The sequence below is a fragment of the Reichenbachiella carrageenanivorans genome (genome assembly GCF_025639805.1).
GTDB lineage: Bacteria > Bacteroidota > Bacteroidia > Cytophagales > Cyclobacteriaceae > Reichenbachiella > Reichenbachiella carrageenanivorans.
In genome coordinates, this window is record NZ_CP106735.1 from 3,666,153 (window position 1) to 3,680,797 (window position 14,645).

The window sequence follows — 14,645 nt, forward strand, 5'->3', positions numbered from 1 at the left end:
TAAGTTCGCAATTTAACGAAATTTCTACCTAAAATTCACCATCTGAAGCAACAATGTGACCGAAAGAAATAAACTATTTTTTAAGGATTGTAGGAGACAATATTGGGTTGGATATTTCTTCCATCAATAGGGGTTCATCTTCTTCCTATTCTTGAATTTATATCGCCAGAGTTTGCGATGGTTTTGACCCACTTTTGGATTTTGATGTTTCCATATAGGTTGCCCTCTCACTTCACTGACACGGCCTGTTTGTGGATCTGTATATAGGTGTTTGAGCTGCACATGATCACTTTTCATCGGTGATCGAGGAATCTCTGGAATGGTGATACTAATACCTACATTGACTTTGAAAGCTGGGTTTTTATGCTGGATAGAACCTCCCCCTTCTGGAATGTTTATGCTATAATTTTTAAAATCATACGATGGCTTGACAATAACTCTAAAATACTCAGATAAATTTTTCTCAATTGAAATTCCAAAATTAACAAGCATCCCTTGACTCATTAGACTAGAATTAAAATTCTTACCCATCTTATTTTTTCCTAATTCTAGCTCGGCGGCAAATGAGTAATCCCAAAAATCGTAAAATTTATATCCAAGGTTTAAAAAGTAACTGAAGTAAACTGCTTTCTTAAAATTAGGTTCATAATTGCGAATACCCATATCAGATACAGTAGGGCTTAACGACTTGATCGTATGAAATTCCAAGCTCATGCCTAGCCCTATTCTGAAATTTTGATAGTTGTATCGTATACCTAGATTGATGGGGATGCCCCACCCCTTGCCTTTGAACCCCAGGTTTAATGAATCTGCATTGTAGGTGCTTAACCCTTGATTTAATTCAGGGTTACCAACTGGATTCGCCAATGGCGAATATGGGACGTCGTATATATCATTGACTATAATGGTGTCTGCCAGCGTAGGGTCATTTAGCCAGTTTCTATAGGCTGGAAATGAAGCTCCTAGCGGCTGTCCTGTATCTGGTGTGATAAATTGCTCGGTGTCTGTTTGTAAGTAATAGTAGCCACTGAGATCATGGCTGTATGTAGTGGCGTTGTAACCAGTACTAAATGTGATCGAAAACTGATTGAGAACTGCTCGCACGGGCGAACGATAGATTTCATCTGGATCTATAGGATACTCTTGTGCGAGTGATACGCCAGAGCATAAGACGAGATATATTAATATTCTATATTTCAATGAGTTGACAATCGTTTGATTAAGGGTTGTTTAATAGATTGACTTCGAAAGTTACAATCTGGTATGGCTTGACTTTAGTCGCGTATTGAGGGATTATTTCTAACGCTACAAATTCCTGTTTGTCTGCCTGTGGGATCACCAGACCTACACTTTCTCCATAAGCTTTGTGTGAAGGTAAAATAATCAAAGCGGATTCGCCTTTTTCCATCATTCCTACGCCTGCGTCTAATCCTGTGATTACCTCTCCCGAGCCGAAAGTATACTCGAATATATTAGCTCCTGTCCTTCTGTCAAACTCTGTGCCGTCAAGACCGCTACCTACATAGTTAATACTGACTAATTCATTGTTTTTTACAGTGGCATTGGCTGTTCCTGCCTGTTGTCTTTTGTAGTAGATCTGATCAGAAGAAGCATATTCTACAGGATCTAAAGGGTGAGCTGTAGTGTTATTAAGGTCTTCTGAGACGATGTAAGCATTGATAGCATCGAGTTCTACGGCTAATACATCTGATTCGTTTTGAATCGCAACCAGCTCTACTTCAATTTCTAGAATGGCATGAGACGGAATAAGACTACTGAATGAATAATCGCCATACCCAAGTGTCGATGGGATATAAAAAATAAAGGTTTCCCCTACTTTCATCTTAGCTAGCCCAAGATCCAGACCTACTGGGTAAACGGCGTTTACTCCTTGTTTGAGCAATAAAGAATCGTGTGTGTTTTTGACTCTGGCATCATATCCTGATCCGCCCATGACTTTGGCCGAATAGAAGATACTGAGGATTTTCCCATTGGCTTGTGTATCTCCCGTTGGGTTTTCAGTAACTATAGTGTAATAAATACCTGAATCATCTTTTGTAGCAGTCAGGTTGTTTTCAGCCAGATAGGCTTCTATTTTTTCCTGATCGGCATAGAGTAGATCAGAAGAACCTGCGTCATCATCGCTGCACCCAACCAAAGTCAGGCTTATGCAAAAGCCAATAAGTATACAAATGCGATTGAGATTAAAAATCAAGGTTCTAGCTATTTTCCACAAATTGATGAAATAACGACGAGAATGGAAATAAATTTTGACATTATCTTTCACTTCTCTAGAGGAAATAAAAAAGGCATACCTAATTAAGTATGCCTCTTATTTTCTATTGGAGGAATTATCCCTCGCCTTCTGTAGCTTCTTCTGAAGCTGTAGCCATACTCGCTACGATTTCATCGTATTGTGCTTTTACTGCAGCATCAGCTTTCAAGGCTTTCTTTACCTTATTGTATGTACCTGCACCTATTTCATCTTTTACCACGCCAGTATATTGCTCTTTAAACTCTGCCTTGAATGCTTCAATGCTTTTTTGAATTTGTGCATAAGCAGCGATTTGTTCTTCTGTGGCTCCTGATTCAGCTATTTTAGTTTCATCTCCTTTGGCTTTATTTAGCTCATTGTACATTCTACCTCCATCCATCAGCTCATTGCTTTTTACAGCTTCACTTATTTGAGCTTTCATATTGGATTTGAGTGTATCAATCTTCGCAGTAACTTGTGCATACAGTGTTAACTCTTCACTAGTCACTTCCCCATCTTGTGCCATCGTCTTTGGGCAAATGGCCAAACAAGCGACCAACATTCCAAATACCAGTAGGCTATTCTTCAACTTCACACTTTTCATTTTTAAATATATTTTAATCGTTAATAATTAAACTAATCACGAATAAAGGCCGATTTGGGCAATATGTCAAGTATTTCGGGTATTAATCAGGCAAAAGAGGAATAGTATATATCTTCGCTTTTCTATTACAAGCTTATATCTTTATGAATAAAATATACTACTTAGCGACTTGCAGCACTTGCCAAAGAATCATCAAAGAACTGGGCATATCTGAAGAGAATTTTGAAATGCATGACATCAAATCTCAGCCCATGACAACGGCTCAGGTGAACGAAATGAAAGCATTAAGCGGAAGCTATGAATCACTATTTAGCCGTAGAGCGATGAAGTACAAATCTATGGGCTTGGCTTCTCAATCGCTGACGGAAGAGGATTATAAAAAGCTGATCGTAGAAGAATACACTTTTTTGAAACGACCTGTTTTTCTGATTGATAATGAAATCTTTATTGGCAACTCCAAAAAAGTGGTGGAAGCCGTACAGGCGAAACTTACCTAATAAGAATATTGCTGCCGCCTAGGTATGCTTTCAAGCGAAAAAAAAGTATGAAAGATCGTTTCACCCTTTTTCATATCAAATTTAAATTCATGATTTTGAACGGGCTCTGAACCTGAGCCGATGTGCAGCCGAGTGGTGCTTGTCCCTTCTGGAAGTGTCGCTCGTGTATAGTAGATCGTATGAGGAATCGTCTGCCAGTTTCGTGTGTCGGCTTTTTCGGTCATGGCATTGAACACACCCAATGCTGCCCCCCACCCTTCACTTTCTTCTCGCAGTTGTTTTTCAGCGGCTTTTTTGATAGCCAGCCTAAGCAATGACTTACTCAATTCTAACCCCATGCGTTGGTTCAAGGAGTAAAAGGCTATTTTATTGATATCCTCAGCTTTTTCCAACTTATACGTTTGGTCATCGACAACTAGGGAGGCTTCATGAAAAACAGGCATACGCTCGTTGTATTTAGGTATCGTGACTCTATAAAACTCTAAGTCGGACAGATTTCCATTTGACTCTTCATCATCGGAGTCGAGCCAAAATGGAAAACTCATATTCATATCAGCATTATTGAAGGTAACCATTCCGCTTTCACCATGTACGACCGTAAAATTGATAGAAAACTCATCTTTGACGGGGCCCAAACCATTGTTCCATAGAAAAACCAAATCACCTCCTGAATTTCTGGATGGCACGTATTTCATGTTAAATTCCTTTTCGAATCTATCCAATTCATCATTGAATCCGATCAAGTAGGCTGTTCGCAAGATATCTTTTTTGAGTTGTTCAGGAGCTGGTACGGCAAACATTGTGACATAATCCTCCTTATATATGTTGTAGGCGTTTCGGTAAGCGATAAAGGCATTGTTGTAATCCTGATCGGCGTCATAGATCAACCCCATTAGATTATGAATAAAGGCGTCTCTTTTGTACCGAGCATCGCTTTTGTATTTTTCGTTGAGTTTGAGCAAGCGCTCATTGAGTCGTCTACATTCTACCAAGGCACTTTCCCGATCACCCATTTTCAGGTAGTTCAATGCTTTGTAATATAGTAATAACAGATGTTCGTGATCTTCTCCTTTGTATTCGATTACTGTAGGGTTGATCACAAAAGCACCAGCCTCATTGAAGTAATTGGTACGGTAATCCTCTCCATAAATGAAAGCTTTTTCAAAATACTGGTTACTTTCTTCTGGTTTGCCTAGCATAGCTGCTACAGTGCCTCTATTGAGGAAGTAGAGGAATTTCTCCTTACTATTTGCCGCTTTTTTGTTTTGTTCCAATACCTTTTCAGCCTCCTCCATTCGACCAGACTCAAAGTCTTGATTGAAGACCAGATTCATTTGGTAATAAGTCGCACAGCTTAGCAAAAAGCAAAGGGGCAGCACTTGATAAATTTTTTTCATTATCAACGTAAAGGGTAGTGTTTCAGGTATTATATGAAAAAGCTGTCTTATGTTTTGGCACATAAGACAGCTTCTGATTTTGGCTTACTTAGTTCTTGATGTACTTCTTGATTTCTTTGTCTCCAATCCAAACTTTTTCGCTTGATTCGATACTTGCTAGCTCAAGATTTACCTTATAGTTTACTACTTTTTCTTTCTTGTAAGAATCCGTCACAGAGGTGATTACACCAAACATCATAAAGTCTGCGCCTAGCTCTTTTCCCCATTTAGCCTGAGTCTCGATAGAAGCAAAATCGCCTTGCTGAGCGCGCTCTTCTCTTAGTTTCTCTCTAAATACAGAATTTTGTACCACTCTCACCAATCCTGAGTTGATAAACTCTCTTTCTACGTCTTTAATGAAAGTTTCTGATTCGATATGCTCAGAGCTTTTGTTGGCGATGTTGCCTACAATCACCACAGGTCTGTCGTCATTTGCATTTCTAAAATCGCTGATCCAAGGTCTGTTCAACACGTCTTTGATCATTTCTTCGGCTACTAGTTTAGAATCCGTATCATTCCATCGGCCACTTAGGTCTATTTGCTGGTCTGGGCTCACTCTAGTCACAGTACGCGAACATGAGGTCATCAATGCAACAGCAGTCAAAATAATGGTTAGTCTTTTCATCAATTTTATCTTTTAATGGTTTTTAATTTTAAAATTTAGCAATCACCCGAAGATTCAAAAATCTTGCCGATAATGCATTGGGTACGGCAAACTGATTGCCTACTACGTCTTGTATCCAAGTGTAAGATATGGTGTTTTCGGCACCTAGGGCATTTAAAAGTTCTAATCCAATCCATAAAGAATTAGGACTCAATGTTTTATCATTTTCGAATTCAAAACTCTTTGAAAAACCTAAATCTAATCTATAATATTCATCTCCACTAAATTCATTCCGAAGATCATCATTGCCTGGAGGCCCAAATGGCAACCCACTACCAAAAAGCATATTGACGCTTACTTTAATGCTCGGATCGTTGGGCAAGTGGTCCTGAAAGAAGATACCCAAATTGATCAGCTGATCTGTTGGCCTTCTGACATATCCATTGCCCTCTTGGAGGTCTTCCATAGTCTTGAGTATGCCCAAACTAAACCACGACTCTGTGCCTTCGATAAATTCGCCATTGACCCTGAAGTCTGCACCATACGCATAGGCTTTGGCTTGGTTTGTAGCGAAGTATCTGATTTTGATATTATTGACATCATAGGGGTTTACATCCCACAGGTATTTATAATACAAGTCTGTACTGAACTTGAATGGTCTCCCCCAAGCCATAAAATGGCGATCCATACCCCCTACTACATGTAAGGAAGATTGGGCTTTTACGTCAGGATTGATCTGACCATCCCGACCACGCAACTCTCGGTAAAATGGGTGCTGCTGATACAGTCCTGTAGCGAGCCTAAGTGTTGTACTGCGGCGCACACCTACACGATAGGCGTATTGGATTCGTGGACTGACTAGCAACTGATTGCTATACGACCAGTAACTGAGTCTAGTGCCTATATTGAGCGAATGTAGCGAATCTGTAGAGTTCAAAGTGTATTGGGCAAAACCTGACAGCTTGTGCGACTGAATATCGATGGCATTGTCTGCTGCAAACGTGACGTGCGAGTAGTCCGCCGAGTCTGTAAAGGCATATTCCTTCAAGCGATCGTCTAAGCTCTCATAATCCCATGACATGCCAAACGCTAAGACATCGTTGTCTATATAGATTTCATTTTTCTGTTCTACGGTCAGCACTTTCGCTTCTAGTTTATTTCGACCATAGGTATAATTGCTCCCGATACCACGCACGGTCACACACTCATTGAATCGGTTAGACCCTGGGTCACGGTTTACATCGCAAAGCAAATAGCCTCCTTCTACTTCATAGTTTTCTCGCTCTTGCGAATACACGCCAGAGACAATAAGGCGAGAGATAAAATCTTCATTAAACGAATGCGTAAGCACCAAGCCTGCCTGATGGGTATTATAGTCTAGTTTTTCTCTGCCTTCGAAAGCCGTCGACATTCTAAAAGAAGCCTGTATGGTACCAAACTCCGTTTCTTTCGATTCGGGGATCGTCAGGTAGTTGTTGTGCGCAGAGGAGAGTAATAGCCCTAGTTTAGTATTTTGGCTTAGTTTTTTAGAAATAAACCCTTGAAAATCTGTGAACTTAGGCAAGTAGTTGCCATTCGTCTCTAGTGTGCCGAGTAGGTACTTGCTATTTTTATGGCGTACGCCAAAAGAATAATTGAGATCTCCTTTTTTATTGATTCCGCCGTAATACAGGCTTCCGCCTAATAGACTTAAATTGATCGTGGCCTGGTTTCGCTGAGGTTCCTCATATTCTACGTTGAGTACCGACGACAGTTTGTCTCCATCTTTGGCTTGCCAGCCACCAGCCGAAAACTGTACATTTCCCACCATGTCGGCATTGATAAAGCCAAGTCCTTCTTGCCGACCTGCACTCACCAAAAATGGGCGATAGATTTTAATACCGTTTACGTAGATCAGGTTTTCGTCGTAGTTGCCACCACGCACCGAATATACAGATGCCAGTTCATTGTTGCTCGTCACGCCAGGTAGCGTAGCTAGTACCTTACTAAAGTCGCCTGTAGCCGACGGCATGGTATAGGCATTTTTAGCATCTATTTCTATATTGCCGATTTCTCTCGTCTCTTCAAATCTACGTTCGAGTATATCCACACCAGAAAGGACTTGTGTTTTTTCGGTTAGTATCAAGCTAATTTCATCAGTTGGTCGATCTAGATTAAGAACGGATGTTTTATATCTCAAATGTGAGAAAACAAGCTTGACAGGAAAGTTGTTTTTTGTTTTTAATGAAAATTCACCTTTTCGATTGGTGAGTGTAGAGGCAGAGTCGGGCAGCAATAAGATAAAAACATCGCTAATGGGCTGATTCAAAGAATCCAACACCACTCCTTTTACCGAAGTATTTTGCGCCTGCAGATCCGTTTTGACAAAAGCCGAAAGGAGTAATAGTAAAAGAAGATGTTTCAAATAGTCGGGCATGAATGCGTACTACAATTCGACCGCAATATATACATGGCTCTGCGAATCAGTAGCGCAATATTTTAACATTTTTGGAATAGTCTTCACATTCGATCTGCAGAAAGTAAATGCCTTGGCTCCCACCATTGAAAGGCAATTCTAAAACTAGTCCCTTACGAGCTTTTTTGATAGATTGCTCACTTATCAATTGTCCACTAGGAGACAATAGCCGAACATTGACAGGCATAGGAAGGTCTTTTTTTTCAATGGACAAATTGATATGATCTCCACTCACTGGATTGGGAAAAACAGATATGCCTTCGCCAACTAGCTTAGATACGGCCAAGGGCTCGTTGCCTATGGCTATGTTGTATGACGGCAACCCATACCCCACTTCGTTGTTGGGATTTTCAAAATTATCGGAAGATGACAAAATTAAATCTCGCAATTCTAGATTAGTGAAAGTGGGAAACTTCTGCCAAAGACCTGCCGCAACTCCCGCCACCAATGGTGCTGCAAAGCTGGTTCCGCTTTTGTTGTCGAGCACATTGCCTACCGCCAAAACGGTCACATTAACCCCAAGCGCAACCACTTCAGGCTTGATTCGGTCGTCTGCCGTAGGACCGATTGAGCTAAAACTGACTCGATCGTAGCCAGAGGTGAGTGCACCTACAGACAAAACACGGGGAGCATCTGCTGGCATCGAAATGTATGGCCAAGATTCTGTACCCGAATTGCCTCCGCTGGTTACAACCAGTATACCTCTATCTATGGCCATTTCGGCAGCCTGTGTTACAACGGCCGTTTGCCCATCTAAATCTGCAATTACATAGTTCATAGATGGGTCATCAAAATCCGTATAACCCAGCGAAGCAGTAATGATATCTATCCCTACGCTATCGGCTCGCTCAGCGGCAAAAAGCCAATTGTATTCTTCTATTCTGTATTCAGTGTCTACATCCTCAGTTACATACAGACTAATGGATGCATTGTAAGCCGAACCCTTCAGTGTAGAATTATATTTAGCGCCCAAACAGCTCCAAGCACTGGTACCATGCGCATCGTACTGAAAAACATTTTTTCCTCCTGTGGTAAAATCAAAAACATCTTTGAGGCCATCATTTTCGAAAGTATGAGCAAAAGCAGATGAAATATTAGCATCCAAAAAGCCATCGTCAAATACCGCCACCCACACACCTTCACCTGTAATATTGTCGTTCAGCATCAAATCGGCCTGTAGCATACTTAGTTGAATGTCTGAATTTAAATTTTCTGGGTTGGTAGGATCATTACTGATAAAAATAGTGTTTTCAGGGGCTGGAGTAGTGTTGAGTTTTTGACCAGGTGCTGCGTAGTCGGTTTTTGAAACAAAAGTCTGTTCTTCTATTGTTTCTATTTGCTCTGGTGTAGCTTCTACCAATACGGCATTCATCCATCTGGAAGTGAAATAGGTATCTACACCAAGAGCTTGAATGGCTTCTACATAGCTTTTATTAACTGGGAAATCTTGGGATGTGATTTCGATATTTTGATTTTCTCGTCGATCTATGGCTCTTTGAGAAAGATATGCTATAGGATGATCTACGGTATATTCCGTATCATTTTTATCTGTAAAGTAAACCACGTACCGGTTGGTTTGTGCTACCGCCGAATGACTCATCAGAGTCCATACTCCTATTAAAACCCAAATTTTACTCTTTCCCATACGCTTTCAACGTCATCGCTAAATCCCTGCCTGAATCTACTTGTTTTTCTGTTTTGCAATCTAATTGACAGTACTTTTTTATAGAACTTTCTTTGATAATCATCCCGACATTAGGCGCAAAAGTCTCTGATTTGTATTCAAATCCTAAAAAATCATCTCCTTTGTCATTTTGTATCACCTTTACAAGATGCTGATAAAGCGTGTCGTAAAGCGTGGTGTCAGGCCGCTCGGTATCATACCAATAGTTTTCTGTTTCCAGGCTATTCAGTGCGTTGCCATCCCAAGTGACTTTGTTGGCTATGGGAAAACTCAACTTTACAAAGGGTACATTGTTTTCTGTGAGCACAGCTATATTGGTGCTTTTTTGTGCCGTCCATACTGAATCCAAATGCCAGTCTTCGGTATCATTGGTTCGGGTGGAACGATGAATGATGTATTGCAGATTATTACTTGCATTGAGGCTGGAGTCAGCTACCGACTCCTTGAGCTCATACTGCGTAGTTGTATTTCCTAAAACGGAATATTTAGTTTCTACCACATCGTAGATACGATAGCTACCCACTTCCAAAGGAAAATAGTGCAGGCCCAACCGATCCGTGTCCAACGGGACTTCCGAATCAGCACAGGCCGAAAGGCACCAGCCTATAAAAAACAGCCACTTATACCGCACGTTGTTTGGCTTGATTGAAGCTACTACTGATCCAACCGCCACCGATTACATCGTCGCCTTCGTAGAAAACAGCCGCCTGCCCTGGGGCTATTGCCGACACGCCATTGCCAAAGTACACTTTCATGGTGTCTCCTACTTGCTCGATCACGGCAGGGTTGCCATTGTCGTTGTATCGTACTTTTGTGACCGTATCCATACGCTCTGTTAGGCCACTGTACTTGCCTAAAATCAGCTGATTGACATACATGCCGTCTCTGGACAGCTCGTCGAATGTACCTAGTACGACCTGGTTCTTTTCTTTGATAATTTCCACTACATACACAGGAAAGCCTAAGGCGATGCCTAGGCCTTTTCGTTGACCAACGGTATAGAATGGATAGCCTTCGTGTGTACCTACTACGGTACCATCTTCGAGTACAAATTCGCCTCCTGCTACTTTATCTTCCAGTCCTTCCACTCTTCTTTTAAGAAAACCACGATAATCATTGTCAGGTACAAAGCAGATTTCGTAAGACTCAGATTTATTTAATAAATCAGTAAAACCTCTCTCACGAGCCATTTCTCGTATTTCGGTTTTGGTGAGGTGACCTAGTGGTAATAAGGTTCTACTTAAGCTTTGTTGAGACACGCCCCACAAAGCGTAAGATTGATCTTTCATTCCATCTGCGCCTCTACTGATAACGTATCTACCGTTTTCTTCACGCACATTGGCATAGTGGCCAGTCGCAATAAAATCACAGCCCAGTTTATCTGCACGTCTGAGCAAAGCGTCCCATTTGATATGGGTATTGCACAGCACGCATGGATTGGGTGTCCGGCCTGCTAAATATTCGTCGGTAAAGTGATTGATGACATAGTCGCCAAACTCTTCTCTGATGTCTAATATGTAATGGGGAAATCCTAGATTGACCGCAATGTTTCTTGCGTCGTTGATTGAATCCAGACTGCAGCAGCCCGTTTCTTTCTTGCCACCTCCTGAGGAATTATAATCCCAGGTTTTCATGGTCATTCCGATGACTTCATAGCCTTGTTCATGAAGCATCACAGCGGCCACTGAGCTGTCTATTCCGCCGCTCATGGCTACTAATACTCGTCCTTTTGTACTCATGTTGATGTTTTATTGCCAGGTTCACAGCCTGGTGTTGACATTGATATAAACCACAAAATTAGGGCAAATAGTTTGATTGCCAGTAAATTGTAAGCAGATATTAATTAGGAAGAAAAGGATTTACTTCTTCTTAGATTTTTTCAATCGCTTTTCTTCTTTCTTTTCTTTCGGAGTTTTAGTGGCTTCCTTCTTTACTGCTTTTTTGGAGTCTTGTGCTTTTCCCATGAGTTGTATTATAAAATTTGCGTTGAGAAGGTACGCTTATTCGTACGGTAACTGATGATGATTGGTGGGAATTATTTTTTTTGGTTGAACCTGCTTTATACATAAGAAATCTATTCCGAGCTTAAACATCGATAAATCACGAAGTCCTAATGCATCATGTAGGTTGAAATGAGTTGGCTGTCTTTTGGCTTTATCACAACTTTCAGGACTAATATATTCCCTACCAAGAAGTGGGCTTATAATCCTTCAAGAACTTGCCGTTCCAGTGCTTGCCTGTATTGATCCCGTCGAAGAGCGGATCCATTACCCTGGCGGCTCCGTCTACGATATCTAATGGGGGCTGGAAGTCGTGAAGATCCACCTTTCGCTTAGCTAGTTCGGCAGGATCCTCGTCAGTCACCCAGCCAGTATCTACCGCATTGGTATAGATACCATGTTTATGCAATTCGGCAGCCGAAGTGAGCGTCATCATATTGAGAGCAGCCTTGGCCATATTGGTATGAGGGTGGCGCGCTTCTTTATGAAATTGATGAAACTTGCCCTCCATAGCAGACACATTGATGATGTGCTTGTTTCCTGTGTTTTCTTTTTTCATCAGGTTGACTAGGCGATTGTTCAACACGAAGGGAGCCACGGAGTTGACGAGCTGCACTTCGAGCATTTCGATGGTATTTACCTCTCCTAGTTTCAGTCGCCAGCTGTTGGTTTTGCGCAGGTCTACTTGTTGGAGATCAGCATCTAGTTTCCCTTCGGGGAATACCTCTTCCGCTGTGATCGAGTCATCAATACTGTAAGGAATTTGCGAAAGTTCAGCAGAAGCACTCAACCCTATGCCCAATTGTTTGCCATGCCAAGACACAGGCAGGTTCTTATTCGACCCTTTCTCAAAATCAGCACTCAACACCTTCAATTCCTGGACACAGGACTCGTGGTCTGCAAGCAGGATCTGTGCGTGTACGGGCAATTCTCCCAATGGTTTTTTTTCATTGGGCATCAGGTGAAGGTAAAATCCTGCCGGACGCCGAACGGTCTGTGCGGCATTGTTGATCAATACGTCCAAGCGGTCATATTGCTGCTCGATGAAGTTGCAAAAGATCTCCACGCTGGGAATATGCCTCAAGTCCAATCCGTGAATTTTGAGTCGGTCTTTCCACTGATTGAAATCTGATTCTTGTGCAAACCGTAGCGCAGAATCCTTAGGAAATCTAGTGGTGGCAATCACCGTGGCTCCTGCCCTGAGCATCATGAGTGTGATGTGATAACCGATCTTGAGCCTAGAACCCGTCACCAGCGCCACTTGATCCGTCATATCTGCCGTCTGAAACCGTTTGGCGTAGTTGAAATCTCCACACGCTTGGCACATGGTATCGTAGAAGTGGTGAAGGGTGTCGTAGTTTTCTTTACAGACGTAGCACTCTCTAGGAGTGGCCAGTTTTATTGGAGCCTTCCCCTCTCCTGTCAGTGAGATCATAATGGGTGCTACGAATACGGATGCCTCTCTGGCACTTCGAATACCCGTATGCGCTCTGGCTGCTTTGTCTTGGAGTTGTAATTTTTTCTTTACCGTTTTGCGAGCGCCTTTTTTACGTTTGAGTAGTTCTTCTTTGTCTGGTCTGGATAGTTTGCCAGCGGCTATGAGCAGGGCCAACCGCTTGTCTTTGGGTATTTCAAATATTTGATTGGTGTTTTCATTCAGTGATTCGAGAAATGCGATACATTGATCAACCTGACTCTCTCTTAATTTGTCTGACGCACCTTGCTTGTTGCTGCTCATTCTTCTATTTTGAGTAGCAAAAGTAGTTGATTAAAGTATCTATTAATTCTTCTTGTACAAATTCTATAGCAGTATATAGGTAATGCTTACCAATGGGTTTGTTGTCTAGCTTGATGATGAGCAAGTATACGCCATTGGACAAACTGTTCAGCTCGATGGTTTTCTTTGTAGAAAAGTCTACTGCACTTTCTTGCAGGACAATAATCCCGAGTGAATTGACGAGCTGATAGCTCCCCTGATCCATCCCCGAAGTGGGCTGTATCGCTAGCCAATCACTTGTGGGGTTGGGATAAATATCAATTCTCTGGTTTTTCTCAGCTTCTGCTTAATAATATGGTGATTTGATTCTCTCCCGTGTGAATACCAGAGCCGAGATAGATGTTGTGATTGGTACTAGAAAAAACCGATACCCGAACAAGTGACCAAGTCAGTTGATGACCGTTAGCCGTACTGTGATCACCTGCGCTAGTGATGGCATACTGCTGACCATGAGACTCTAGTACGACTAAAAAGAGAATTGAAAGGGCGGCTAAAAGTGCCTTGAGTAACTTCATAGAATAGTATTTTTTTTCACTAACCTATTCTGTCTTTGCACTGAGCTAAAAAAAGATGACGAATGCCAATTATTGCTATACGAAACCTTTATAACTGGTGATGAAATATTAGAGTTGATATACTTTTAAAACTTTACTGTAGCAGGCTAATATATATTAAAAGTAGCCTTTTAAGTAAGTGCCTTATTGGCAAGGCTTCATTATAGAAATGAAAAAGCCAAGCCGCACGATGAATGCTATTTATACCCCTCACTCATCCTCTTTCTTCGCCTGTGTCACCTCATGAAAGGTTGGTAAAGCTTCTGTGATGCTGCCTGCTCCTTTTTTATTGATTTTGAAAGTCACGTCCTTGGTCGTGGTAAATAACAGGACAGAGGAAAAGGACGTTTTGAGGTACGGTTTCAAGACCTCAAAAGCCTCTGCTAAGGTAAGTTCGTCTTCCTGGTCCTCAGTCTCTTCGGATCTGTATCGCAGTTTGAGCAAGACCTTGAATCCCTCATCAGTATAGACGGGTCTGACATATATGTTTTTCAAGTTGGGTTTGCCAATGGTCTTGGCCATGGTCAACTTGGCAAAACGGCCTTCTTGAACACTCTCCTCTACCTGTTTCCAGAAGAGGACAAATACATCTTGGTACTGCATAACATGAACGATTGATAAGGAAGTATTTAGAAGCTTCAAAAGTAATGCTAATTAAGAAACCAGTATAGAAAAATGGCTCCCTATTATCTACCTGTGGGCAATGGCAATACCAGTTGATAGTAGATTTTCTTCTAGCATCAAGACATTAGACCAATGTATGTCTAGTGTCTAATATCT

Annotated in this window: 14 protein-coding genes; 1 reads left to right on the plus strand and 13 read right to left on the minus strand. The window is 41.6% G+C overall.

Annotated features, from left to right (window positions below):
• Positions 1–123: 123 nt before the first annotated feature.
• From N7E81_RS14820 to N7E81_RS14830, 3 genes are all read right to left on the minus strand, one after another.
• Positions 124–1,200, minus strand: a complete 1,077-nt coding sequence (locus N7E81_RS14820) for a hypothetical protein (protein WP_263050377.1) — start codon at positions 1,198–1,200, stop codon at positions 124–126.
• Positions 1,201–1,219: 19 nt separating this feature from the next.
• Positions 1,220–2,215: an FKBP-type peptidyl-prolyl cis-trans isomerase gene (locus tag N7E81_RS14825; protein WP_263050378.1), complete on the minus strand. Its 996-nt coding sequence runs from the start codon at positions 2,213–2,215 to the stop codon at positions 1,220–1,222.
• A 136-nt stretch (positions 2,216–2,351) separates the two neighbouring features.
• The gene (locus N7E81_RS14830) at positions 2,352–2,858 is read right to left on the minus strand and encodes a hypothetical protein (RefSeq protein ID WP_263050379.1); all 507 of its coding nucleotides are present in this window, start codon (positions 2,856–2,858) and stop codon (positions 2,352–2,354) included.
• Between the two features lie 143 nt (positions 2,859–3,001).
• Here N7E81_RS14830 and N7E81_RS14835 point away from each other — a divergent pair, with 143 nt between their 5' ends.
• Positions 3,002–3,355 carry an arsenate reductase family protein gene (locus tag N7E81_RS14835; protein WP_263050380.1) on the plus strand — a complete coding sequence of 118 codons (354 nt, stop codon included), beginning with the start codon at positions 3,002–3,004 and terminating at the stop codon, positions 3,353–3,355.
• Here the strand turns inward: N7E81_RS14835 and N7E81_RS14840 are convergent.
• The 10 genes from N7E81_RS14840 to N7E81_RS14885 form a co-directional block, all read right to left on the minus strand.
• Positions 3,352–4,752, minus strand: a complete 1,401-nt coding sequence (locus tag N7E81_RS14840; protein WP_263050381.1) for a COG3014 family protein — start codon at positions 4,750–4,752, stop codon at positions 3,352–3,354. The genes N7E81_RS14835 and N7E81_RS14840 overlap by 4 nt on opposite strands.
• An 88-nt stretch (positions 4,753–4,840) precedes the next feature.
• Complete coding sequence (locus tag N7E81_RS14845) at positions 4,841–5,416, minus strand: penicillin-binding protein activator LpoB (protein ID WP_263050382.1); 576 nt, start codon at positions 5,414–5,416, stop codon at positions 4,841–4,843.
• 28 nt (positions 5,417–5,444) lie between these two features.
• Entirely contained in the window at positions 5,445–7,811 is a 2,367-nt protein-coding gene (locus N7E81_RS14850) for a TonB-dependent receptor (protein WP_263050383.1), read from the minus strand.
• Between the two features lie 46 nt (positions 7,812–7,857).
• On the minus strand, positions 7,858–9,495 hold the full coding sequence (locus tag N7E81_RS14855; protein WP_263050384.1) for a S8 family peptidase: 1,638 nt from the start codon (positions 9,493–9,495) through the stop codon (positions 7,858–7,860).
• A complete protein-coding gene (locus N7E81_RS14860) occupies positions 9,482–10,165 on the minus strand; it encodes a hypothetical protein (RefSeq protein WP_263050385.1) in 684 nt (227 codons plus the stop codon). Before N7E81_RS14860 ends, N7E81_RS14855 begins: the two co-directional genes overlap by 14 nt.
• Positions 10,155–11,273: a tRNA 2-thiouridine(34) synthase MnmA gene (gene mnmA / locus N7E81_RS14865; RefSeq protein ID WP_263050386.1), complete on the minus strand. Its 1,119-nt coding sequence runs from the start codon at positions 11,271–11,273 to the stop codon at positions 10,155–10,157. Before mnmA ends, N7E81_RS14860 begins: the two co-directional genes overlap by 11 nt.
• Positions 11,274–11,718: 445 nt before the next feature.
• On the minus strand, positions 11,719–13,272 hold the full coding sequence (locus N7E81_RS14870) for an SDR family NAD(P)-dependent oxidoreductase (protein ID WP_263050387.1): 1,554 nt from the start codon (positions 13,270–13,272) through the stop codon (positions 11,719–11,721).
• 4 nt (positions 13,273–13,276) lie between these two features.
• Positions 13,277–13,573, minus strand: a complete 297-nt coding sequence (locus tag N7E81_RS14875; protein WP_317624078.1) for a T9SS type A sorting domain-containing protein — start codon at positions 13,571–13,573, stop codon at positions 13,277–13,279.
• Positions 13,574–13,586: 13 nt separating this feature from the next.
• Complete coding sequence (locus N7E81_RS14880; RefSeq protein ID WP_263050388.1) at positions 13,587–13,826, minus strand: hypothetical protein; 240 nt, start codon at positions 13,824–13,826, stop codon at positions 13,587–13,589.
• A gap of 249 nt (positions 13,827–14,075) precedes the next feature.
• Complete coding sequence (locus tag N7E81_RS14885) at positions 14,076–14,468, minus strand: hypothetical protein (protein ID WP_263050389.1); 393 nt, start codon at positions 14,466–14,468, stop codon at positions 14,076–14,078.
• Between the last annotated feature and the right edge of the window lie 177 nt (positions 14,469–14,645).